Source organism: Pedobacter cryotolerans (genome assembly GCF_005116475.1).
In the GTDB taxonomy this organism is placed as follows: domain Bacteria; phylum Bacteroidota; class Bacteroidia; order Sphingobacteriales; family Sphingobacteriaceae; genus Pedobacter; species Pedobacter cryotolerans.
Genome location: NZ_SWBO01000003.1, coordinates 181,225 through 203,867, shown reverse-complemented (window position 1 = coordinate 203,867; position 22,643 = coordinate 181,225). Strand labels below are relative to the sequence as shown.

The window sequence follows — 22,643 nt, the reverse complement described above, 5'->3', positions numbered from 1 at the left end:
AAATCTTCATTTTAGAATTTAGCTTTGACAACTTTCTATCCAAATAAAAAGAAAGTTGTCAAAGCAATATTAAACCTTTTACCTAAAATCTTCATCGTCCTCATCATCCAAATCTACGTTAAACAAACTATCAAACATGTCTGCAAAGCCGAAACCACCATTAATGTAGTTTTTACTAACCTGAGAATATTCTGCCAAGCCATGTAATACAAATTCCATTAACAACAAAGTTTGGTTCTCACTTAATTTAGGGTGAAATTTCTTTACTAAATCATACAAGCCATCCACCGCTTTTAATTCTTTGGTGTATTTGGCTAAATTTTGGTCGTCTGCCACGGCAATGGTATTTCCTTCGGTAAACCATTCGGTTATTTTGGTATAAGGATTAGCAGTCTTGCTTTTCTTCGCACGCTCTGGATCAGGGAAATAGCGAGCGAACAAACTTTTAATCGCTTTGCCAATTAAAGTATGTGCAACTTTGGCTGGTCCTTCTAATTCGCCTTCATAAACCAATTCTATTTTACCAGTTACTGCCGGAATTATCCCACTTAAATCTGCTAAACGAACAAAAGTAGATTTCTCATTGTTAATTAACATTCTTCGCTCTGCGTTACTTATTAAATTTTCGTAGGCAGAGATGGTTAAACGTGCGGAAACGCCAGATTTTTGATCGATAAACTCACTTTTACGGGCTTCGAAAGCAATTTGCTCTACTAAATCTTTTACTAAACCATCAGCTTCAATAAGCGTACGTTGCTCTTCGGTAAGTTTAGCTTCTTGGAAAGTAATTTTTCGTGAGATTTCAATAGTTTTTGGGTAATGCGTTAAAATCTGACTTTCAATTCTGTCTTTTAATGGCGTTACTATGCTACCACGATTGGTATAATCTTCTGGGTTGGCCGTAAAAACAAATTGAATATCTAAAGGCAAACGCAATTTAAACCCGCGTATTTGGATATCTTTTTCTTGCAGCATGTTAAACAAAGCCACTTGAATACGAGCTTGTAAATCGGGTAATTCGTTAATTACAAAAATGCTACGGTGCGCTCTTGGTATCAAGCCAAAGTGGATTACACGTTCATCATTGTAGGTTAGTTTTAAAGTAGCAGCTTTAATTGGGTCAACATCGCCAATTAAATCGGCAACAGTAACATCTGGTGTAGCTAGTTTCTCTGTATAGCGCTCGCTGCGGTGTTGCCATAAAATAGGCGTGTCATCACCTTTGGTTGCAATTTCATTTTTGGCAAACCAAGAGATTGGATTTAATGGGTCGTCAAAGATCTCACTTCCTGCAATGTATGGGATATATTCATCCAAAAGATTAACCAATAAACGAGCAATCCTTGTTTTTGCTTGTCCACGTAAACCTAATAATAAGATGTTGTGACGCGATAAAATCGCAGTCTGTAGTTCTGGAATTACGGTTTCTTCATAACCTAAAATTCCCTCAAAACCTTCTTCTTTAGCTTTTAATTGAGCGATTAAATTTTTTCTTAATTCGTCTTTAACGCTTAATGAGGTATAGTTGCTGGCTTTTAATTCGCCTAATGTTTTTGCTTGCATTTTATATAATTATTGAAGGATTGAGTTTTGAATGATTGAATTTGCACTGTCGCCTAATTCTCTCATTCTATAATTCTTTCATTCTATTATTTATCTTATCGTTTTTCTTCTATTTTTAATGTAATCTTCAAAAATGTATTCTCCTAAGCCAGTTAGCGAACTGTAAAATGCCCTACCTCCGTTAACTTGTGTAAATTGACGAACAAATTGTTGTAAATAAGGGTCTTGAGCAATCATGAAGGTAGTAATGGGAATATTTAAGCGTTTACATTGTGCGGCCATGTTCAGTGTTTTACCAATTACTTTCCTATCTAAACCCATGCTGTTTTTATAGTACCTTCCGTTTTCTTTTAAGCATGTTGGCTTGCCATCGGTAATCATAAAAATTTGCTTGTTATGCGTTTTTCTTCTTCGCAATAAATCCGTTGCTAACTCCAAACCTGCTAAAGTATTGGTATGGTAAGGGCCAACTTGTAAATAAGGCAAATCCTTTATGGTTATTGGCCAAGCATCATTACCAAAAACCACAATATCTAAAGTGTCTTTTGGGTATTTGGTTTTAATCAGCTCTGCTAAAGCCATTGCTGTTTTTTTGGCTGGTGTAATTCTATCCTCACCGTATAAAATCATAGAATGAGAAATATCTATCATTAACACTGTTGAAGTTAAGGTTTTGTAGTCTTTCTCTTCTACTTCTAAATCCCGGTCGGTTAAGGTGAAATCTCCAATCCCATGGTTAATTTGCGCATTTTGAATAGAGGCAGTCATGTCAATCTGGTCCAGACTATCGCCAAAAGAATATTCTCTACGATCAGCATTCTTTTCCTCGCCAATGCCAGAAATATTACTGTTGTGGTTTCCTTTTCCAACTTTTTTAAGTTTGCCGAAAATTTCTTCTAAAGCAGATTTACGAATGGTTTGCTCAGTTTTTGCAGTGATTTTTTGCTCACCATTTTCTTCTTTCAGATAGCCTTTTTCCTTCAAGTCGTCAATAAAATCACCCATCCCATATTCGTTATTGGTAAATTTATATTGTTTGTCCAGTTCGTTCATCCAAGCTAAAGTTTCGCCAGCATCGCCAGCGGTATAATTTAGCAATTCGGTAAAAAGCTTTAGCAATTCATCGAAACCACCTTTGGGTAAATCGTTGGGTAAAAATTTAGAAAACTCGAAACCTCTCATGTGCCTGTATAAACGAATTATCGAAGATAAAAGTTTGGCGCATCAGTATTTTAAGCGGGGTGTCATTTTTAAGCTGAAAGGTAAAAGCTGAAAGACTAAAGGGAATTGAGGGTGCAAATTTTAAAGTATAAATTGCCACAAGAATGGCTCAATTTTCCTTTTCAATTACATTTATAATTTGCTGATGTAGCTCTGGAATTTTGTTTTTTACCACATCCCAGACTATCGCATAATTTACTCCCATATAATCATGAATGAGTCTATCTCTCATGCCAGCCATGTTTTTCCAAGTAATTGAGTTCCATTTTATTTTAAAGTCGGCAGGTATTTTTTTAGTGGCCTCTCCAATAATTTCCAAACTTCTAACTACTGCACGTTTTAGGGTTTCATCCTCAATAAACTTTTCTTTGGTAAAATCAGTTGTGATTACAGAGATAATGTAGGAACTTTCATCTCTAATATGCCTTAAATATTCTATGGCATCTTTAGACATATTGCACTTCGTTTAAAATTTTAGGTCCAATATATGGGCTTAATCCATTCTTGGTAATAATTTCAACACGTTGGTTTGCAAATAGCTTTTCTAGTATATCGTAAATCGACATGTAATTGTCGAAATTTTCTTGATTTGGTTCAAAATCGATTAAAATATCAATATCACTATCTTTCTTCTGCTCATTTCGAACATAAGAACCAAAAAGGCCAATTCCTTTAACGCCAAGTTTAGAGAATTCGGCTTTCTTAGTCTTAAGGGTTTGTAATATGTAATCTTTTGTAGCCATTCAGAAATAAAAATATTTTAAGCAGAAATTATATGATTTCGTGGTTTATATAAAAGATGAAATTTATACTAAGTTAAGAAAAATAGGTGTAAAAATTTCTAATTAAAAACCTCATCTCCGTAAGCTGGGTTAGCGCCAATTTGCGAAGCCACGAAAGCACCAACTTTGCAAGCTCTATCTAAAATTGTATCCATTGGATAACCTTTTAAATAACTAGCTACAAATGTGGCTAAGAAAGAATCGCCAGCACCAACAGTATCCGCTACTTTTATAACGTAACCTTTATGATGATGGAAAAAATCATCATGTAAAACATAAGCGCCTTTTTCGCCAACCGTTAAACAGATAATTTGAATACTAAATAGCAAACTTAGTTGCTTCAAAAGCTGCTCATCGGTATTGCCAGATAAATTTAATTCATTCTTTAAATACGCCAACTCATGCTCGTTCACTTTTAAAATATCGGCAGCGGCTAATAGTTGTTTTAAAGTTGCTATGGTATAAAATGGTTCACGTAAATTTATATCAAATACTTTAAGTTTAGCATAGCTGATGAGATTTAGAATGGTGTTTTTGCTTTTTTCGTTTCTGCAAGTTAATGAGCAGTACACAAAAGCATCGGCATTCTTTACAGCAGTAATTGCTTCTTCAGAAATTTCAATCGCATCCCAAGCAACAGGTTCAACAATGGTGTAAGTGGCTTGTTGTTGTTCATCAAGTTTAACTTGTACCGTACTTGTTGGCAATGCCGAAACTTGAATTAAATTAGTTGGAAAATTGTTGGATGCCAAAAACTCAATCAGTTCTTTTCCGTTTACATCATCGCCAATGGCACTAATAAATTGACTATTTATTCCTTGTTTGTGCAAATTTAAGGCAACATTCATAGAGGATCCCCCTGCTTTTTTTCCTTCAGGAAAAACATCCCATAAAATTTCGCCAATTGAAACTACTGTTTTTTGCATGTTATTTTTGATTTAGTACCATCAATTTATATTTCTTGCTAAAATAAATTAATGAAAATATGGTTAAAAATCCTCCAATAACTGACAAAATCATCACACTATTCGAAAAAAATGTAACCCAATTCAACTGAATTTTAAAAATCTCTTTGCTTAATAACACACCTATGCTGCCAACGTAACCAAAAGAATCTGCGATGTAAATTAAAAATCCCACATTACTAGCGTATTTAAAAGTAGAGATCAAGCGATCAAAAAATACCGCATTAAAAGGAATGTAAACCATGTATAGACCTAAGCCAACTAGTGTCATCCACCATATTGGACTTAATGAATTTGATTTAAACAAAAGGGTAGAAGCTCCTGCCAAAATAAAACCAATAAAAATAAAATAGTGGGCAGTTTTTAAGGCTGTAAAGTTATTTTTAATTAAAACCATGCTACCAATTAATATCAATACAATAATGGTAATTGGCGTTTCTGTTTTTGCAAAAATTGCAGGCTGATTTATGTAGCCCATCTCTTTCCACATTTCTGCGCCAAAATTATCTCTGATATCTCTAAAAATGGTTGCAAAGCAATAAATGAGTACGCAGGCAATTAATCCACCTAAAAAATCTTTAATAAATTTTTGGCGGTCTGTTTTTGTCATAGGCACACGTTCTGCTCTAAATTTTATATCATCAGCAGTTGGAGCCGGAATTTTCTCCATTAAATAGATAAATAAAATTAATGGCAACGAAAAAACTAAGCCTGTGTAAAATGGCACCCAAAACTCTGTAATACCAAAAGTAACCATTAGCCAAGCGCCAACAGATTTTACAAAGCCCGAAGCAAAAATGAAACTAACAGCCAAGGCTGCGCCAATAAAATCGGTGCTTTTACGGCCTTCTACGTAAGAAAAAACTACACCCCAAAGCATACCCAAAGGGAAACCGTTGATAAACAAAAAAACGATATTGTAGGGTAACGGAACGATAGCAAAAAACAACCAGCTTAACCACGCAATTGCGGTTAAAATGATAATAATTTTCCCTCTTCCAGTCCGTTTTAATTCTGAAATGAATTTGATGCCGTAAAATTTGGCCAATAAATAGCCCAACATCTGACTAATTACCAAAACCGTTTTGTAACTGTAACCAGCAATGGTTAAACCATCAAAAGTGGCTACGGTAAAAGATTTCCTGAAACCGAAAATCATGGTGTATGCCAAAAAAACAACTACTGCTGCATAAAGTCCAGTTTTAATCTGCTGTTTGTTTGTATTAACCATTTTTGAATATAGGTTAAATTTTTAGAAAAACAATGTCAGTTCGTTTTGGGATTTGCAGTCCTTCTTTCCGCTTTATTACATGGTAACCTCGAGGGTTACCCTTCCGTGTTCGCTTCAATACTTGTCCGCCGTGGCTGAAGGTTTATATAACAAAGTCAGTAGTTCTTTTGAAGCATTATTTCCCCTCATTGTTTTCATTACCAGACTTACGAAGTTATAAACAACAAGTTATCAACTTCATAAATGAAATAAATTAAACTTCGTAAGTCTTAAGTCTAAAAGCTATTCACCTAGCTTAAAATCCTTGTAGTAGTAATCTTTATCGGCATCTGTTAATTGGCGGATTACCCTACAAGGATTGCCAGCTGCAAAAACATTGTCAGGAATATCTCTTGTAACTACGCTTCCAGAACCGATTACTACATTAGAACCGATTTTTACACCTGGGTTAATAACTACATTACCACCAATCCAAACGCTATTGCCAATGGTAATTTCTTGTGCCCATTCGTACTCTTGATCGCGAAGGTGTGCATGTATTGGGTGCCCAGCTGTGTAAATGGCAACATTTGGTGCAATAAAAACATTATTGCCGATGCTCACTTTTGCGCAATCTAAAATTACAAGATTAAAGTTGGCGTAAAAGTTATCTCCAATTTCTATGTTGTAGCCGTAATCGCAACGAAAGGGCGGCTCAACGTAAAACATTCGCTCAGTTTTGCCAAATAGTCTTTTTAATAACTCTTTACGTTGTTTAATAAATTTTGGTGCTAAACTATTAAACTCATAAACAATTTCTCTGGCTTTTAACCGCTCTTTAGCTAATTCTGCATCGCCGGCTTGGTAAGCTTTGCCAGCTAGCATTTTTTGTTTTTCGGTAAGTATGATGGGTTCCATTTTGGCTAATTTAAATAAGAATTTGAAATTATTGAACTTTGAGGGGGATTTGACTTAAATAGTAGCAAAAACCAAAGTTATTTAAACCCGATTGCCGTGAAAAGGTTTTACGCCTAAATCCCCTGAAGGGGACTTGGTAAACCTTGTAACAAAAAGCGGGGCTGTCGTTTCCGATGCCCCGCTGTATTTCATTTTCTAAACCCCTAAATCCCCTAATGGGGACTTTTGTGATTAATATTACCTTGGTAACCCTTTTCTTAAAGCTTTCTCTGCAATTTGAACTGCCTTTTTCTCACGCCAATCTGAATAAGATTTTTTGAAAATCATTTTAATCACACTATCTACGCCGCCTTTAACTGCCAAGTTAAAAACACTCGCTGCTTTTCTAGAAAGAGATGCATCCCAAGCTCTTAAGCTTAATGAAAATGAGCCATCAACATATTTCATCCAATGCCACATTCCGGTAGGCATAAATAAAGTATCACCATGTTCTAAGAAAACTTCGTAACCTTCTACGCCTTTTAATGCTGGAAATTTTTCGAAATCTGGATTTGCAACATCGTAATCTTCTAAAGCATAAGTTGCATTTGGTAAACAGTATAAACGTTCTTTCCATTTATTGTCGAATAAAACAATGTGTTTTCTGCCGCCAAAATGGGTATGGAAAAGATGTGGTAAATCTATGTCGTAATGTAAAAAGGTAACAGAATTTGAGCCGCCAAAAAACATTGCTGGCATACTTTCTATAAAACCACCCATTAAATCTTTAGGGATTTTAATGTCGTTAATTAAACTCGGAACATGCTTAAATAAGTTAAAAAAGAAAATACGTAGTTCGGTGGGTTCTCTTTTAATCAAATCTAAATAATCGCCAAATTTCATGCTTGCTATTGATGCATTGATTGGCTTTGTAGGGTCTGCTTTTGAATTATCTACCAAATTAACCTCAATATCACCACCAATTTGTTTTAAATAATCGGTTGTCCATTTTTCTCTGGCTGGCCAATCTTTAGTTAATCCTTTAATAATTAATGGTTTTCTAGGGTCAAGGTAATTTTTCTTAAAATCTTCTGGACTAATCGTCTCTACGGTGTCAACAGGTTTTAAAATAAAGCTCATAATGTGCGATAAAGTAAATTTTTGGGCGAAAAAATAGTTCACCTATACAAAAGTGTAAATTAAAATTCGAAAAAAATATGATTTATCTCATAAATGTTATGGTTATGATAATTTGATGTTAAGCAAAAAAGCGTCCCGAAAATTCAGAACGCTCTTTTAAATTAATCAATTTGGATGATTGACCTCTTACTTTGGCATTAATACAGTGTCAATTACATGAATTACGCCATTGCTTTGAAAAACGTCTGCAATTGTAACTTTAGCTGTTCCACCTTTTTCATCTTTAATCATTACGTTTTTACCTTCCATGTAAATCCATAATTTACCACCTTGTACAGTAGCTAACTCTGCTTTGCCACCACCAGCTTTAATTGCTGCGGCTACTTCTTTCGAACCTAATTTACCAGCAACAACATGGTAAGTTAAAATGGTAGTTAATGTTGCTTTGTTTTCTGGTTTAACTAAAGTTTCTACAGTACCAGCTGGTAATTTTGCAAAAGCATCGTTAGTTGGTGCAAAAACTGTAAACGGACCAGCAGATTTTAAAGTTTCTACTAAACCAGCTGCTTTTACTGCTGCAACTAAAGTGGTGTGATCTTTTGAGTTTACTGCATTATCTACAATGTCTTTATCGGCATACATTGCTGCACCACCAACCATCGGATTTTTTTGAGCGTAAACATTGCTTGAGAATGCCATAGCTACTACGGCAATTGCTGAGAATAATATTTTTTTCATAATTTTTTGAGTTTTATGAAAGCAGATACGCAGATTGAATAAGGCTGGATTTAGAGAATTGAAATTTATTTGTAATAAATTAATTACCAATAAATTATGAGATAATGTGTTAGACCACTTTGGCCTTTTTAATCATCTTCGAGAATAATTTAGGAAAAAATCTTTTGATTAAAACACCATAAACTTCTTTGCCGCCAATGTTAACTTCTTCTTTTTTATTGTTGATAGCTTTGATTAGTTTCTTTGCAAAAACTTCTGCTGGCATTCCGTTTTCTTGTGCATCATCCATAGTGCCTTGGGCTTTGCCATTTGCTGTTAAAGCGTTAATGGTAACTTGCGTTTTTATAAAACCTGGGCAGGCCAGCATGATATGAATGTTTGGATTATTGAGCTCTATGCGAAGTGAATCGAAATAACCATGCAGGGCGTGTTTGGAGGCAGCATATGATGAGCGATAATGTGTGCCGAATTTGCCAACTAAACTACTTATAGCGACTATGCTACCACTATTTTGCGTTAACATTTGTGGTAAAACAGCTTTGCTTAAAATAACAGTTCCCCAAAAGTTAATGTTGATGAAACGCTGCTCGGTAGCTAAATCAGTTTCCAAAGCTAAACTCCGTTGGCTAATGCCTCCACTATTTATTAAGATGTCTATTCTTCCATAAATTTTTTGTGCTTCCTCAGCTTTGCTGGATAAAGATTGATGATTTTCTAAATCTAAAATTAGAATATGGATATTTGATTGGTTCTTGCAATTGGCTTTTACTCTATCCAGTTCTTCGCTTTTTCTTGAAGAGATAATTAACTTCGAACCTAATTGATCATAAGCATAAACTAGAGCTTCGCCAATGCCAGATGAGGCGCCAGTAATCCAAATAATTTTATCTCTCATTACTTTTGGTTTAAATCATCGTCTACAAATAATTCAGCAGCTATACCATCGGCAAATAATTTACCATTAGTAGTTAATTTAATGATGTTTCCGTCTAAAGTTATTTGCCCTCTTTCTATAAATGGCTTCATTTGCCTTCGTGTTTCTAACTCAAACAATTTGCCAAAATCTGATGTGATTTTTTGTAAATCTAATCCCCACATTGTACGTAAAGAAGTCATGATGTACTCATTAAAACGATCTGTTTGGCTAAGCTCTTCAACAGTTTCTGCTAATTTATTATCTGCCAATAAGCTTAAATATTTGGCATTATTTGCAACATTAATGTATCGGTTGTGCCCATCAAAACCATGAGCTGAAGGACCAATGCCCAAATAAGTTATACCTTTCCAGTAATTAGTATTGTGTATGGCATATTTTCCTGGCAAGGCATAATTAGAAATTTCGTAGTGCTCAAACCCTGCGGTAGTTAATTTATCAGTCAATATTAAAAATTGAGAGGCACTTTGCTCGTCACTCAGTCCTGTTTGTTTGCCTTTTTCTATAGCATTTGCTAAAGCTGTTTTTGCCTCTACAGTTAATGAATAGGCCGAAATATGTGGCGTTTGTAAATCTATTGCTGTTTGGATATTCGAAAACCATTTTTCATCCGTTAGTAAAGGATAGCCATAAATTAAATCAATGCTTAGATTTTCAAAACCAGCATCCTGACTTCTTTTAATACATGTTTGTGCTTCTTGAGCGTTGTGAGCACGGTTCATCCATACCAAATCTTGTTCAAAAAAAGATTGTATACCAATGCTAAATCTATTTATTGGTAGTTTCCTAAGCTCGGCTATTTTTTTAGCATCAAGGTCGTCTGGGTTTGTTTCTATGGTAATTTCAGCATCGGCTGAGATAGAAAAACAGTCGACTAGGGTATTAAATATTTTTTCGAGCGAAGCTGATGAAAGCACAGAAGGGGTGCCACCCCCAAAATAAATGCTACTCACTTGGTCGGTAATTCTATGCTGTTTTAGTTTAATCTCTTTGCAAATGGCATCAACCATTTCATCGGCATATTTAAATGAAGTTGTAAAGTGAAAATCGCAATAAGTACATGCTTTTTTGCAGAAGGGGATATGGATGTAAATGCCTGCCATGCTATGAACTATGGTTAAGTGTGTAAAAACCCATATAGAAATTTAAGGCTATTCTGTTCATATTCAGCATTTAATGGAAGTTATTTCTTTTTTTATCTCTTGCATTTTTTCTCAATTTATGTTACTTTTGTTACTGATGTGTTACTCGCTGTGTTTTTTGAGTAACAAAAGTAACAAGATTTGTTTTTCCTAAATCTGTGCACTATGATCAAAGTGAGATATAAGAAACTTAAGGGCGATAAATACAGTGCTTACCTAGATGTGTATTCAAACGCCGGACAGGACAAAGGTAAGCGCAATTATGAGTTTCTCAAGATTTATGTTTCCAAAGACTATTCCGATCCGAGCACAAGGATTGCGGAAGTAGACAAGGACAAGATGAAAGTGATCAAGGCTATCCGCAACAATCGGGAAGATAAGATGAGCTTTTCTGAAAACGGTTATCAGCAGACTGCGAAGATTAATTATAACCTTATTGATTATTTCAGGACTTGCCTTGCCAAAAAGCACTACTATCGCCTGGAATGTGTGACCATCCAGCTCGAAAAATATACCGATGGAGAAAAGATATATTTCCAAGACGTAGACGAAGAGTTTTTGACCCTTTTCCAAGACTATCTGTTAAGCGTGGTGAGCCAGAACACGGCCAGTTCCTATATGACCACATTTCGCCAATATTTTAATAAGCTTGTGGTCAAGGGGATCGTGCAGGTTTCACCCTTTCCCTCTTTCAAGATCGTAGGGCTTGCTGAAACAGAAATCACCACGCTCACCATTGAAGAGGTGCGTGCGCTAGCAAGTTGCGTTCCCAAAAAAGGAAACAGCCAAATCAGGCAGGCCTTTCTTTTTTCATGTTTTACTGGCCTGCGTTTTTCTGACGTGAAGAAGTTAACCTATGAAGAGATTCAGGAAGACCATCTGGTATTTCGGCCTGCAAAAACTACGCAAAAAATTGTTAGGGTGCCGTTGCTTGCCGATGCACAGTCGGTAATCGAGAATATTACCATTCACCCCAAGAACAATAAGGTCTTTTGGGGGCTGCCGTCAAGTCAGGTAGTAAACGTCTACCTTAAGTTCTGGGGGCTTGAGGCGGGCATCAAAAAAAGTTTACATTTCCACGCCGCCCGACATACATTCGCGACAATTGGCTTAACTTTTGGTATAGATGTTTACACGATGCAGAAGCTGCTCGGGCACTCGAAGATTGAGATGACCCAGATCTACGCTAAGATCGTAGATGAGAAAAGAAAATCTGAGATGTTGAAATTTCCAAGCTTGTTAGATGAAAAGAGTACTATTTGAACTGGTCTTTGTTATGGTATGCTGTGGCGTATTCCTGCAGTTTCAGGCAGCAAGGTTGCCGATTGTGATCGGCCTGGTTGCAATAGGGGTCTGGGTGATCCCCATCCAAGTTCTGCTATCGGTGAGCTTGACAAATTGGCTGAATGAATTTGGTGGAAAATATTTAGGCCTGCCCATAGAAGATCGTATGGTGCAGATCCGCTCTACTTTCGACGGATTGACCGAAGTGGAAGCTGTTAAATTGAGGTGGTTTTATATCCAGGCCTGTATCTTCCATTATCTGCTCATGCTACTGGTTGCCTTTGGCTTTATTTTCGTTGCAATATTCTTTCTATTGGGTGGGATAGGCGCAGGTGATCTATTGAAGTCTACCATCAGCATATTGGGTGCGATCATTGCAGCAGCCAGCGGCTATTTCCTGATTCCTAAAGTGTATCCTCCCATTGTAAAGCGGAACATTGATGAAACCTTCCATCTTTTCTTGAAAAAGGATTGGAGAAAAAGGCTTTTCAGGGAAGAGACCGTTCCCGTTGAAACTTCTTTGAACAAGACCTTTTATGATTTTTGGTTGCAGGGCAAAAGTATTGATGAAAAGATAGCGGCCTTTTCGGAATTTATAAAGCAGGTGAATGCCAAGAGTAGAAATGGTGAACTTTTAAGCAAGAATGATCAGCAGAAGCTGGAGGTCAAGTGCGTTATCCACGCCAATGCCCTTAGCAAATCCCTTGCGGGATTTTTAAAATACTGCATCGAGGATCAAGGCGTACTTTCCCAAGAAATCCTGCGGCACAGATACCGCGAACTTTTAAGGGATGTCTTTAACCTTGATGACCTGAAAACGCTTGTCTTCCTTGAGGGCCAGCGTTATAAAAGTACACCCTCCGAATACGTAGAGGTGTACAAGTCAAAATAGCTTCCAGCCTATATTCACAAGTTAAGAAAGCTGACCTTTGGCCGATTAACAGAAGGTTATACGATAGCCATCAAACGTTCGTATTGAGCTATATTTATCTATTTTTTTGTGTCCTTACTTAATTGAAGAACAAATGAAGATAAATCAGGACACACGGTTAATCGATCTGAAAGTTTCAGATCTTGTGGAAATTCTACAGCAACACCAGTCTCCGATAGTTCCTAATAGGCAGCTTGCGGAGGAGGACGAAATCGGAGGTTATGAAGTCGCCGAGCGGATCACCGGCTATTCCCGCCAAACCCTATATCAGCTAAAATCTGCCGGACAACTGCCCTACCTTTCCCTGCCGAACGGTGGAGTAAGGTTTTCAAAGAAGACCATCCTGCAATGGCTACTCTCCCACAAACGTCTCACCGAATCCGAGGCCGCTGATAAAGCGTTAGAGTTCGAGTTCAAACGGAAATTAAGGAGAAGATAACTTGGTTTCTGGAAGGATGAGATTTGGAAATTGAAGATCATAGAATGTTGACAACGTGATTTGATGGTGCGCCTGCTTTTTTGCAACTGGTAGGGAGCAAGTTTGTGTTTTTGTTTCACAAAAACCCGTCCGCTTCGCTGGACTAAAACTTGCTTTTCGCTCCCGATGGTCGCAAAAAGGGGCCACTTACTAAGTGAAAACATATGCAAAAGGAAGATGTCGATAAAAGAGCTAAGGGGGGAAGGCCCCTTAAGAAGGTCAAAAGAGAAAAGAATGTCAGGGTGAGGCTTACCGCCGGTGAGCATTTCAGGATAGAGGATAAAGCATCGAAAGCGAGAATGAACATCAGCGAGTGGATAAGAAGGGCTGCAATTAGGGCAAAGGTTGCTCCTTCTATTTCTCCTGAGGAAATGAAAAACTTGAGGATGCTGTCGGGAATGGCCAACAATCTCAATCAGCTTGCAAAGCTTGCGCATTCCCAGGGCCTGATCGTGGTTCAGCGAAAATGCAGGGAGCTGATCGAGCTGATCACGATCACCATTAAAAATTTAGGAAAAGATGATCGGTAAGATAACAAGTGGAAAGAGTTTTGGTGGCTGCGTGAGGTACGTGGTGGAAAAGCAGGATGCAGAACTGGTATTTGGCGATGGAGTAAGGTCCGAGGATGCTAAGTTGGCAACGGCAGATTTCAACCTTCAACGTAGGCTAAGGCCAGGGCTCGGTCAGGCAGTTGGGCACATTACCCTGAACTGGAGCATAAATGATAAAGACATGCTGAATTCACAGCGTATGCTGGAAATGGCAAGAGAATACCTTGAAAGGATGAAGATCAAAAATACCCAGGTATTGTTTGTCAGGCACCATGATGCAAAACACCCTCACCTACATGTCATTTACAACAGGGTAGACAACGATGGTAGGACGATTTCCGATCAGTTTCTTAAATGGAGGAACACCGAGGTTTGCAAAATGATGACCCTAAAGTATAATATGCACATGGCCCAGGGAAAGGCGGAGGTAAACCGCCAAAGGCTGAAAGGCGGTGATAAGGTGAAGTATCTGATCCATGATGTGCTGAAGAAAAACATACCACTCTCGAATAGTTTCCCCGAGTTGGAGAAAAGACTAAAAAAATCAGGAATTGCTGTCGAATATAAATATAAGTCCGGCTCGGATATTGTCCAAGGGGTTTCCTTCAAATATGGAAACGCTTCGTTCAAAGGCTCCCAAATAGATCGGTCAATGAGCTACTGTTCGATCGCCAGACAGCTCGAGAAGAACCTTGGCCAAAATATCGATAGGAAACCGGAAATGTCTGCGCAATACAGCAGGCAAAATGGTGCAGCACTCCAAAGCACAGCTGATGCCAAAAACGTGCTGGACATTCTGCTTGAAAAAAATTACAATGAAGACCAATCGGATAGCCTAGCACAACATAAGAAAAAGAAAAAACATGAACACTCCCAAGATTATGGACTGGGAAGGTAAACATAACAACATATGGACAAAATTGAAGAAAAACTCGATTCCCTCGAACAGGTCTTAGAGGTACTGATTGGAAGGTTTCGGAATGTAGAGATCGTTGTGGGAAGCCTTGCGGAGAACGAACCGAAAGATTATCGGAATGAAATGCAGTCTATTATCGGGCTATTGGAAAGGGCCGAGCAAAAGGCTAGGTGGCCAGAACTAGCCAGTTCCATTGCTGAGGTTGGAAAGAAGCTTGACACTAGCAGGCAAAAATCCGAAGTTAGACACCACCACCATTTGGACCTAAGATCAAGGTCCAGGTTATGGTGGGTGATGTCTGTTTTTATGGTCGTCACTGCCACCGTAGGCGTAGCAACCGCCCTAGGCATCAGGAACCATCAATTGCACCAAGATGCCGAAAAATTCAAGGTCGTACGGGCATTCTACCCCAAGCTTTCCAATCAGGTGGAAGAGGTCTATCTCCAGCACCATGATGCGGTAATGGTAAGAGCGGATTCGCTGCTGAGAGAGTCTATTGCAGAAAAAAAGAAAGTCAAGAAATCCGGTAGGGTTAAACCCTAGAAGAGTTTGGCAAGAACTACGTTTTGCATGCCGCAATGTGCCCGGGAATAAATACTTGAAGGAGTCCGGTCGTTGGCCTCAGTAATGCCGCCCTAAGTGCTTCGGCCTAGTTTTTGTTGTATTTTTCGATAAAAATGCGTATTTTTGATCATAGCGATTTATGTATTTCGATAACTATAAACAATTTCCAGATGCCAAGCTCGATATGAAGCTGTTGTGGGAGTACGACCTTGAAAAGGTCGATCTATCTGCAATGAAATCTACCGTGGTACAACGGGTGGTCGAACGCGGCTGGCCGGACGATTGGTATTTTATCCTAAACTTCTATGGAGTAGATGGCGTTAGGGAAGCAATCAAAAAAATTGCCTATCTCAACGACAAGGACATGTATTTTGTCAGCCATCAATTTGGCCTTCCCTTAAATGAAATGAAATGCTACGAAAAGAAACAGTCAGTGAAGCAACACTGGAACTCCTAAAAACCTTAATGAAGGATCCTTTGCTAGAGGATTTCTTTTTGGTCGGGGGAACTGCGCTGGCTTTACAGATCGGCCATAGGATTAGTATCGACATCGACCTTTTTTCGCAAAAATCCTTTGACGCCGAGCAGCTGTTGATGGAGATCGAAACCAAGTACCCGTTCCAACTGAATTTCCAATCCAGAAATACGCTCAAAGGGAGCATAGATGGTGTGCAGGTCGACCTGATTACCCACAATTATCCCCTAGTCCGAGAACTAATGTTAGAAGAGGGCGTTCGGATGGCCTCGCCGGAAGATATCGCGGCAATGAAACTGAATTCCATTTCGGGAAATGGCACTAGGTTGAAGGATTTTATCGATGTAGCTTACCTTTCCTCCTCAATGAGCCTTTCTACGATGGTAGATGCCTTTTGTGAAAAGTATGGAAACCGTAATCCTGCCATGCTGATAAAAGCATTGGACTATCACAAGGATATCGATTTCCATGATCCGATCCAGATGATGGGCAGTTCATACAATTGGAAGTCCATTGAAAAGAGACTGGGACAGATGACCATGTACCCACAACGGGTTTTTGATCCGATGGAAGCAAAATCTATCCACAAACAGCAAGATGCATCTGAGTGGATTCAACGGTCCAAAGGTGAAGATAACAACAGAGGCCTCGGAATGTAAGGCCTGTTTCTCGGTTTAGAGCAACGACAAATACAATTCTTCCCTTGTCTGTTATGGTAAATATGGAAAATCGGGTAACTATAACACCTGCCTTAACGCTGTGCCCAACTGCCTGTGGGTCTTATCAGAATGTTAAAAAAGGAAAGCCGAGCGTCAAAAAGGAATATAAATATTTAAAAAATATATTTCATATCTTTGTATTGAATGAAGTATCTGGCTATCATATTCAGTTTGTACATGACCCTACTTATCATGGCTCCTTGCCGTGACATGGACGATTTTGCTTCTGACTCGGTAAATACTTCTATTGTTTATAAAGATAGTGGTGGTGATAAAAATTTCAGTCAGGAGACGTGTACGCCATTTTGCACATGCGCCTGCTGTTCAGCTTCAAGGCATTTTATCCCATCCCAAGAACTTAACTTTGTTGTTAAGGAAGCCGCTGTAACTTTTGTTGAATACAAAATGCCAGCAATTGCAGAACAATTTATCGAGATCTATCAGCCTCCCCAAATTGCTTAATACGTAATATTCCAATTGTTACCTTCCAGATTTTCTGTTAGGTTATCTCTACGTATTAATAAAATTTCCATGTTTGAAAAAATAATCTCGTTCTCCATCAAGAACAAAATAACCATTGGGTTGGCAACACTCGCATTGGTTCTGCTAGGTATTTATTCTGCCTATCATTTGCCGATAGACGCCCAGCCCGATATTACAAATAACCAGGTTCAAATTATTACCCAAGCACCCAGCCTTGGTGCCCAGGAAGTTGAGCAGTTCATTACAGCTCCCATTGAACTTTCAATGGCAAACATTTCAGGGATCATAGAAAAACGTTCCATATCCCGTTCTGGCATATCAGTAATTACAATCGTCTTTAAAGATGATATAGACATCTATTGGGCAAGATCGCAGGTAAATGCGCAGCTCAAGGAAGCCGAAAATTCTATCCCATCGGGATTGGGAGAGCCAATGCTCGCCCCGATTACCACAGGCCTTGGGGAAATATACCAGTATGTGATCCACACAAAAAAAGGCTATGAAGATAAATACTCTGCTACTGACCTCAGGACTTTGCAGGATTGGCTGGTAAGGACACAGCTTGCCGGAACAGTTGGTGTGGCAGAGGTTAGCGGCTGGGGCGGATTTGTAAAGCAATATGAAATCGCACTCGACAACGATAAGCTTAATTCCCTGGGGATCACCATTCCAGAAATCTACGAATCCCTTGAAAAGAACAATGAGAACACGGGCGGCTCGTATATCGAACAGCAAAAAAATGCCTATTTCATCAGAGGGCTTGGGCAGGTCCAAAACCTTGAAGACATCCGAAAAATCGTTGTCAAAAATGTTGGAGGTACGCCAATTCTGATCCGGGACGTTGCTACGGTACAGTTTGGAAGCGCAACAAGGTACGGAGCAGTTACCCGCAATGGCGAGGGCGAAGTCGTGGCAGGTGTAACCTTAATGCTTAAGGGCGAAAACTTCAGCGAGGTTATCGAAAACGTAAAGGAACGAATGACCCAAGTACAAAAATCATTGCCAGAAGGAGTAGTGATCGAACCGTTTATCGACCGAACCGAGCTTGTAGGCCGTGCAATCGGAACGGTTAAGCAGAACCTGTTGGAAGGTGCGCTTATTGTGGTGTTGGTACTCGTTCTATTATTGGGAAACTGGCGCGCAGGACTTGTAGTGGCATCGGTTATTCCCCTTGCGATGCTTTTTGCCTTTTCCATGATGAAGTTATTCAATGTCTCGGGAAACCTGATGAGCTTGGGCGCAATAGATTTTGGGCTCATTGTGGACGGTGCTGTAATTATCGTCGAGGCGATTATTTTCCGGCTAACGGAAAACAACCTTTTTCCAGGTGTAAAAAGACTTGATCGCAGGCAGATGGATGAGGCCGTTTTTGAAGCATCATCAAAGATCAGGAAAAGTGCGGCCTTTGGCGAGATCATTATCCTCATCGTATATCTTCCTTTGTTAGCCTTAGTTGGAATTGAAGGAAAAATGTTCAAGCCCATGGCGCAGACGGTAGTGTTCGCAATAATTGGGGCATTCATATTATCGCTTACCTATGTCCCTATGGCGAGCGCACTATTCCTGTCCAAAAACACCACGCACAAACACAACTTCTCGGACAAGTTGATCGAATATCTGCAAAGGGCATATCAAAGAGCATTGATCAGGCTTTTAAAGGTCAAAAAATCTGTGGTTGCGGTGGTAGTTGTGTTGTTTGCAATCTCTTTATGGGCATTCTCGAACATGGGTGGTGAATTTATCCCAACATTGGAAGAGGGCGATCTGACCGTTGAGATTTCAATGGCACAGGGAACATCACTTACCGAGGTGGTAAGCGCATTCGGAAAAGCCGAGAAACTGCTAAAGAACAAATTCCCAGAAGTCAAACAGGCGGTTACCCGTATCGGCAGCTCGGAAATCCCAACCGACCCGATGCCAATGGAAAGGGGCGATATGATGCTTTCGATGAAACCTAAAGAGCAGTGGACATCTGCCAGCTCAAGGGAGGAAATGATGGAGAAAATGGAAGAAGAACTATCCATAATCCCAGGACTGAATGTCGAGATCACCCAGCCCATGCAGATGCGTTTCAATGAACTAATGACTGGAATAAGGCAAGATGTGGCCATTAAAATCTATGGCAATGACCTTGAGGTACTGGCAGCACAGGCAAATAAAATTGCCAAGATCATATCCCCGGTTGAAGGTGTTAATGAGCCTTTCATAGAAAAGGTAGATGGTCTTCCGCAGATACAGGTTGCCTATAACCGCGACAAGATGGCCCAATATGGGCTTAACATCGGTGATGTAAATATGATACTAAAGACCGCATTTGCGGGCAGTGTAGCTGGTGTAGTTTTTGAAGGTGAAAAACGTTTTGATGTGGTGATTAGATTGAACAGGGAGCTCCGTGAAAATATTTCAGGTGTCGAAAACCTATTGATACCCCTTCCCTCTGGCAATAAGGTGCCCTTAAACCAAGTAGCATCAATCGACTTTAAGGATGCACCGGCACAAATTTCACGGGAAGACGGGAACAGAAGAATCTACGTCGGATTCAACGTGAAGGGAAGAGATGTAGAAAGCACGGTGCAAGACATACAGAAAAAACTGGACAACGAACTGAAATTGCCCAGTGGATATTACATCACCTACGGTGGCCAGTTCCAGAACCTACAGGCCGCAAAGACCAGGTTATCCATCGCCGTACCTGCTGCCCTAATTCTTATCCTGTTATTACTGTACGTAACTTTCAGGTCTGTAAAAGACAGCCTGCTTATCTTTACCGCGGTTCCCCTGGCATCCATTGGCGGCATAGCCGCATTGTTGCTACGTGGAATGCCATTCAGTATATCAGCTGGAGTAGGGTTTATCGCGCTGTTCGGTGTTGCGGTTCTCAATGGGATAGTTCTTATCGGCTACTTCAATCAGTTAAGAGATGAAGGAGTAACGGATATTTACCAGCGTGTACTGGAAGGAACAAAAACAAGATTACGTCCTGTACTGATGACTGCCGCTGTTGCCTCACTGGGTTTTCTTCCAATGGCATTATCTTCAAGCGCTGGCGCCGAGGTTCAGAAGCCACTGGCAACCGTTGTTATTGGCGGACTGATCACGGCAACCCTGCTAACTTTATTTGTACTTCCTTGTTTATACCTATTATTTCATAAGAAAGACGGCTTGAAGATTTCCATTCCAAAACCGGTGGCAATATTGCTTATCGTTGGGCTTTCGGCCTTCTTTACAACTACCTCAAAAGCCCAGAAGAATGAGCCTTTGACCTTGGACAGTGCGATTTCAATGGCATTGAAACAAAATATACAATTAAAGACTTCACGGCTAACGATAGAACAGTCACGGTCGCTCCAAAAATCTGCCATCGATATCCCAAAGACGGAGCTATTGTTAACACAAGACCCTACAAGCGGTGGCAACATGGACAATTCCCTGGGGATAAGCCAGAATCTTGCATGGCCCGGCCTTTATAAGAACAACCGCAAGCTGTTGAACCAGCAGACTATCTTGGCAGAACGGGCCAATCGGTCTTTAGAATCAGAAATAACCAGAAACGTTAAAAATGCGTGGTACAGTTATCTTTTGAACAGGGAAACGGTGCGTGTGCTCAAGTATCAGGACAGTATCTATAACAACTTTGTAAAGAAGGCAGAAATTAGGCTAAAAGCGGGGGAAACATCAAAACTTGAACTGCTCAGCGCAACAACTAAGTTCCAGGAAGTTCAGGCACTAAAAACCAGTGCTGAAGCAGAACTAAAAAATAGCGAATATACCCTTAGGCAGCTGTTGAATATGGTTGGAACTTTGACAGTGGGAGAAGACAATCTTATCGCTTCCCTACCAGTTACGATTGCAATCGATCCATCAACAAACCCTCAGGCAAGGGTCGATCTGCAGAACATTGAAGTAGCAAATGCAAGGCTTGCCGTAGAAAGATCGAAATCATTGCCCGAATTCACCTTGGGCTATAATCAGCAATTGCTTATTTCTGGTTTTAACCCTGCAAATATAACACGGACATATTCGCCAGGCACCCGCATAGCGGGAATCCAGTTTGGTGTCGCTGTCCCGATTTTTAATGGTGCAGGCCGTTCGAGGGTAAATGCCGAGAAAATCGGTATCGAGATTGCCAAGTCCAATCTTGAAAATACACAGTCACAGATCAGCTTGGCCTATAATCAGGAACTGGAACATTATAACACTTTCAGAAAACTGGTCGATTATTACAGAAGCTCAGGCCTTAAGTTGGCCGACGAGCAATCGAGGATTGCGCAGGTATCCTTCAACCTGGGAGAAATAGGATATATGGAATATATACAACATATATCTGGTGCCGTTCAGACCAAACTTGCCTACATCGAGGCACTAAGCCAACTTAACCAATCAGTTATTCAGTTACAGTATCTAAAAGGAAACTAATTATGTATCATATTAAAATAAGAACACTTTATTTCATCGCTTTGATAGGATTGGCATCATTTGCCGCATGTTCAAGTGATCCAAAGAATGCCGAAAAGAATGAAGCCGTTAAAGAAGAGACCAAGGAAGAATCAAATGCGCTTGAACTTACAAGCGAACAAATGGAAACTGTCGGAATAACTATTGGGAATATCGAGCAGAAGAACCTTGATGCTGTAGTTAAGGCGAATGGACAACTTGCAGTACCACCGCAGAACAAGGCTGATGTAAGCATCCTTTCTGGGGGTATCATTACAAGGATCAATGTACTGGAAGGCCAACAGGTTAGGAAAGGACAGGTTCTGGCCACTATCAATAACCAAGACCTGATCAAGATCCAACAGGACTATCTGGCAAGCAAAAATAGCTTTGTGTATGTACAGGCAGAATACGAGCGTCAGAAACAATTACAGGCTGCAGATGCGGGAACGGGAAAATCGTTCCAATCTGCACAGGCAACCTATAATGCGGAAAAGTCAAGATTAACTGCCTATGAAAGCCAGCTCAGACAACTAGGTGTTCCACCATCTAGTATTGCAGGAGAAAAAATTATCTCCCAATTTCCGGTGTTATCGCCAATAAATGGAACGGTTGGTCAGATTACAGCAAATACTGGTGCATTTGTACAACCTGGCACATCAATCATGGAGGTTGTAGATAATTCCAAGATCCATTGCGACCTTACGGTTTTTGAAAAAGACCTGATGGCTGTAAAGGTTGGCCAAAAGGTAAGTTTCCAGTTGACGAACCAAGAAAATCAATTGATTAGCGGACGAATTAACGGCATCAATAAATCTTTCGAAAATGAAAGTAAAGGTGTTATTGTCCATGCGGTAATTGATAATGCAAAAAACAAGAACCTCATACCAGGTATGTATGTAACTGCACTCATTAGTACGGGCAGTAAACTGATGTCTGCTCTACCTGTTGATGCCATAGTAAGGTCAGAAGGTAAACAGTACATCTTTGTCGTAGCTGAAAATGATAAAAAAGATGATGCTAAAACCTTCAATTTCATTAGGGCTGAAGTAAAGACCGGGGTAAGCGAACAGGGATATGTACAGGTTATTCCAATCGAGGAACTGTCCGCAAAAGCCAGGGTTGTAACAAAGGGTGCTTTCTACCTTCAATCTAAGGCTAGTGGTGGAGGTGAAGAAGAATAGATGAAGGAATAGTATAAATGCCTTTGATTAAA

The 22,643-nt window shown here is 39.6% G+C and carries 22 protein-coding genes; 11 read left to right on the top strand and 11 right to left on the bottom strand.

Going from position 1 to position 22,643, the window contains the following annotated elements:
* Nucleotides 1-78 precede the first annotated feature (78 nt).
* From FA045_RS06435 to hemW, 11 genes are all read right to left on the bottom strand, one after another.
* A complete protein-coding gene (locus FA045_RS06435; RefSeq protein ID WP_136875669.1) occupies nucleotides 79-1,563 on the bottom strand; it encodes a P-loop NTPase family protein in 1,485 nt (494 codons plus the stop codon).
* A 90-nt stretch (nucleotides 1,564-1,653) separates the two neighbouring features.
* The gene (locus FA045_RS06430) at nucleotides 1,654-2,745 is read right to left on the bottom strand and encodes a vWA domain-containing protein (protein WP_136875667.1); all 1,092 of its coding nucleotides are present in this window, start codon (nucleotides 2,743-2,745) and stop codon (nucleotides 1,654-1,656) included.
* A gap of 148 nt (nucleotides 2,746-2,893) precedes the next feature.
* Complete coding sequence (locus FA045_RS06425; protein ID WP_136875665.1) at nucleotides 2,894-3,238, bottom strand: HepT-like ribonuclease domain-containing protein; 345 nt, start codon at nucleotides 3,236-3,238, stop codon at nucleotides 2,894-2,896.
* Complete coding sequence (locus FA045_RS06420) at nucleotides 3,231-3,527, bottom strand: nucleotidyltransferase family protein (RefSeq protein WP_136875663.1); 297 nt, start codon at nucleotides 3,525-3,527, stop codon at nucleotides 3,231-3,233. Before FA045_RS06420 ends, FA045_RS06425 begins: the two co-directional genes overlap by 8 nt.
* A 98-nt stretch (nucleotides 3,528-3,625) precedes the next feature.
* Nucleotides 3,626-4,492 (bottom strand): carbohydrate kinase family protein, encoded by an 867-nt coding sequence (locus tag FA045_RS06415; protein WP_136875661.1) that lies wholly within the window; start codon nucleotides 4,490-4,492, stop codon nucleotides 3,626-3,628.
* Between the two features lies 1 nt (nucleotide 4,493).
* Nucleotides 4,494-5,762 (bottom strand): DUF5690 family protein, encoded by a 1,269-nt coding sequence (locus FA045_RS06410; RefSeq protein WP_136875659.1) that lies wholly within the window; start codon nucleotides 5,760-5,762, stop codon nucleotides 4,494-4,496.
* 282 nt (nucleotides 5,763-6,044) lie between these two features.
* Nucleotides 6,045-6,659: a sugar O-acetyltransferase gene (locus FA045_RS06405; RefSeq protein ID WP_225871292.1), complete on the bottom strand. Its 615-nt coding sequence runs from the start codon at nucleotides 6,657-6,659 to the stop codon at nucleotides 6,045-6,047.
* Nucleotides 6,660-6,896: 237 nt separating this feature from the next.
* Complete coding sequence (locus FA045_RS06400) at nucleotides 6,897-7,778, bottom strand: cupin-like domain-containing protein (RefSeq protein ID WP_136875658.1); 882 nt, start codon at nucleotides 7,776-7,778, stop codon at nucleotides 6,897-6,899.
* A gap of 186 nt (nucleotides 7,779-7,964) precedes the next feature.
* Nucleotides 7,965-8,516 carry a fasciclin domain-containing protein gene (locus FA045_RS06395; protein WP_136875657.1) on the bottom strand — a complete coding sequence of 184 codons (552 nt, stop codon included), beginning with the start codon at nucleotides 8,514-8,516 and terminating at the stop codon, nucleotides 7,965-7,967.
* A gap of 109 nt (nucleotides 8,517-8,625) precedes the next feature.
* Nucleotides 8,626-9,411 (bottom strand): SDR family oxidoreductase, encoded by a 786-nt coding sequence (locus tag FA045_RS06390; RefSeq protein WP_136875656.1) that lies wholly within the window; start codon nucleotides 9,409-9,411, stop codon nucleotides 8,626-8,628.
* A complete protein-coding gene (hemW, locus tag FA045_RS06385; RefSeq protein WP_136875655.1) occupies nucleotides 9,411-10,553 on the bottom strand; it encodes a radical SAM family heme chaperone HemW in 1,143 nt (380 codons plus the stop codon). Before hemW ends, FA045_RS06390 begins: the two co-directional genes overlap by 1 nt.
* A gap of 204 nt (nucleotides 10,554-10,757) precedes the next feature.
* On the opposite strand from hemW, the gene FA045_RS06380 reads away from it, so the two are divergent.
* The 11 genes from FA045_RS06380 to FA045_RS06330 all read left to right on the top strand — a co-directional run bounded on the left by FA045_RS06380 (nucleotide 10,758) and on the right by FA045_RS06330 (nucleotide 22,611).
* Entirely contained in the window at nucleotides 10,758-11,855 is a 1,098-nt protein-coding gene (locus tag FA045_RS06380) for a site-specific integrase (RefSeq protein WP_136875653.1), read from the top strand.
* A complete protein-coding gene (locus tag FA045_RS06375; protein ID WP_136875651.1) occupies nucleotides 11,836-12,768 on the top strand; it encodes a hypothetical protein in 933 nt (310 codons plus the stop codon). Before FA045_RS06380 ends, FA045_RS06375 begins: the two co-directional genes overlap by 20 nt.
* Nucleotides 12,769-12,901: 133 nt before the next feature.
* Complete coding sequence (locus tag FA045_RS06370) at nucleotides 12,902-13,246, top strand: helix-turn-helix transcriptional regulator (protein ID WP_136875649.1); 345 nt, start codon at nucleotides 12,902-12,904, stop codon at nucleotides 13,244-13,246.
* Nucleotides 13,247-13,449: 203 nt separating this feature from the next.
* A complete protein-coding gene (locus FA045_RS06365; RefSeq protein WP_136875647.1) occupies nucleotides 13,450-13,815 on the top strand; it encodes a plasmid mobilization protein in 366 nt (121 codons plus the stop codon).
* Entirely contained in the window at nucleotides 13,805-14,734 is a 930-nt protein-coding gene (locus FA045_RS06360; protein ID WP_136875645.1) for a relaxase/mobilization nuclease domain-containing protein, read from the top strand. Before FA045_RS06365 ends, FA045_RS06360 begins: the two co-directional genes overlap by 11 nt.
* A gap of 12 nt (nucleotides 14,735-14,746) precedes the next feature.
* Complete coding sequence (locus tag FA045_RS06355) at nucleotides 14,747-15,295, top strand: hypothetical protein (protein WP_136875643.1); 549 nt, start codon at nucleotides 14,747-14,749, stop codon at nucleotides 15,293-15,295.
* Nucleotides 15,296-15,455: 160 nt separating this feature from the next.
* Nucleotides 15,456-15,773 carry a DUF6922 domain-containing protein gene (locus tag FA045_RS06350; RefSeq protein WP_136875641.1) on the top strand — a complete coding sequence of 106 codons (318 nt, stop codon included), beginning with the start codon at nucleotides 15,456-15,458 and terminating at the stop codon, nucleotides 15,771-15,773.
* Nucleotides 15,728-16,450 (top strand): nucleotidyl transferase AbiEii/AbiGii toxin family protein, encoded by a 723-nt coding sequence (locus FA045_RS06345; protein WP_136875639.1) that lies wholly within the window; start codon nucleotides 15,728-15,730, stop codon nucleotides 16,448-16,450. Before FA045_RS06350 ends, FA045_RS06345 begins: the two co-directional genes overlap by 46 nt.
* A 204-nt stretch (nucleotides 16,451-16,654) precedes the next feature.
* Nucleotides 16,655-16,972 carry a DUF6660 family protein gene (locus tag FA045_RS06340; protein WP_317130568.1) on the top strand — a complete coding sequence of 106 codons (318 nt, stop codon included), beginning with the start codon at nucleotides 16,655-16,657 and terminating at the stop codon, nucleotides 16,970-16,972.
* Between the two features lie 69 nt (nucleotides 16,973-17,041).
* Nucleotides 17,042-21,409 (top strand): CusA/CzcA family heavy metal efflux RND transporter, encoded by a 4,368-nt coding sequence (locus FA045_RS06335; protein ID WP_136875635.1) that lies wholly within the window; start codon nucleotides 17,042-17,044, stop codon nucleotides 21,407-21,409.
* 2 nt (nucleotides 21,410-21,411) lie between these two features.
* Entirely contained in the window at nucleotides 21,412-22,611 is a 1,200-nt protein-coding gene (locus FA045_RS06330) for an efflux RND transporter periplasmic adaptor subunit (protein WP_136875633.1), read from the top strand.
* Nucleotides 22,612-22,643 lie beyond the last annotated feature (32 nt).

Bases quoted from the DNA above. Each gene is read 5' to 3' on its own strand.
- FA045_RS06435 (WP_136875669.1), bottom strand. From the start codon at position 1,563: ATGCAAGCAAAAACATTAGGCGAATTAAAAGCCAGCAACTATACCTCA.
- FA045_RS06430 (WP_136875667.1), bottom strand. From the start codon at position 2,745: ATGAGAGGTTTCGAGTTTTCTAAATTTTTACCCAACGATTTACCCAAA.
- FA045_RS06425 (WP_136875665.1), bottom strand. From the start codon at position 3,238: ATGTCTAAAGATGCCATAGAATATTTAAGGCATATTAGAGATGAAAGT.
- FA045_RS06420 (WP_136875663.1), bottom strand. From the start codon at position 3,527: ATGGCTACAAAAGATTACATATTACAAACCCTTAAGACTAAGAAAGCC.
- FA045_RS06415 (WP_136875661.1), bottom strand. From the start codon at position 4,492: ATGCAAAAAACAGTAGTTTCAATTGGCGAAATTTTATGGGATGTTTTT.
- FA045_RS06410 (WP_136875659.1), bottom strand. From the start codon at position 5,762: ATGGTTAATACAAACAAACAGCAGATTAAAACTGGACTTTATGCAGCA.
- FA045_RS06405 (WP_225871292.1), bottom strand. From the start codon at position 6,659: ATGGAACCCATCATACTTACCGAAAAACAAAAAATGCTAGCTGGCAAA.
- FA045_RS06400 (WP_136875658.1), bottom strand. From the start codon at position 7,778: ATGAGCTTTATTTTAAAACCTGTTGACACCGTAGAGACGATTAGTCCA.
- FA045_RS06395 (WP_136875657.1), bottom strand. From the start codon at position 8,516: ATGAAAAAAATATTATTCTCAGCAATTGCCGTAGTAGCTATGGCATTC.
- FA045_RS06390 (WP_136875656.1), bottom strand. From the start codon at position 9,411: ATGAGAGATAAAATTATTTGGATTACTGGCGCCTCATCTGGCATTGGC.
- hemW (WP_136875655.1), bottom strand. From the start codon at position 10,553: ATGGCAGGCATTTACATCCATATCCCCTTCTGCAAAAAAGCATGTACT.
- FA045_RS06380 (WP_136875653.1), top strand. From the start codon at position 10,758: ATGATCAAAGTGAGATATAAGAAACTTAAGGGCGATAAATACAGTGCT.
- FA045_RS06375 (WP_136875651.1), top strand. From the start codon at position 11,836: ATGAAAAGAGTACTATTTGAACTGGTCTTTGTTATGGTATGCTGTGGC.
- FA045_RS06370 (WP_136875649.1), top strand. From the start codon at position 12,902: ATGAAGATAAATCAGGACACACGGTTAATCGATCTGAAAGTTTCAGAT.
- FA045_RS06365 (WP_136875647.1), top strand. From the start codon at position 13,450: ATGCAAAAGGAAGATGTCGATAAAAGAGCTAAGGGGGGAAGGCCCCTT.
- FA045_RS06360 (WP_136875645.1), top strand. From the start codon at position 13,805: ATGATCGGTAAGATAACAAGTGGAAAGAGTTTTGGTGGCTGCGTGAGG.
- FA045_RS06355 (WP_136875643.1), top strand. From the start codon at position 14,747: ATGGACAAAATTGAAGAAAAACTCGATTCCCTCGAACAGGTCTTAGAG.
- FA045_RS06350 (WP_136875641.1), top strand. From the start codon at position 15,456: ATGTATTTCGATAACTATAAACAATTTCCAGATGCCAAGCTCGATATG.
- FA045_RS06345 (WP_136875639.1), top strand. From the start codon at position 15,728: ATGCTACGAAAAGAAACAGTCAGTGAAGCAACACTGGAACTCCTAAAA.
- FA045_RS06340 (WP_317130568.1), top strand. From the start codon at position 16,655: ATGAAGTATCTGGCTATCATATTCAGTTTGTACATGACCCTACTTATC.
- FA045_RS06335 (WP_136875635.1), top strand. From the start codon at position 17,042: ATGTTTGAAAAAATAATCTCGTTCTCCATCAAGAACAAAATAACCATT.
- FA045_RS06330 (WP_136875633.1), top strand. From the start codon at position 21,412: ATGTATCATATTAAAATAAGAACACTTTATTTCATCGCTTTGATAGGA.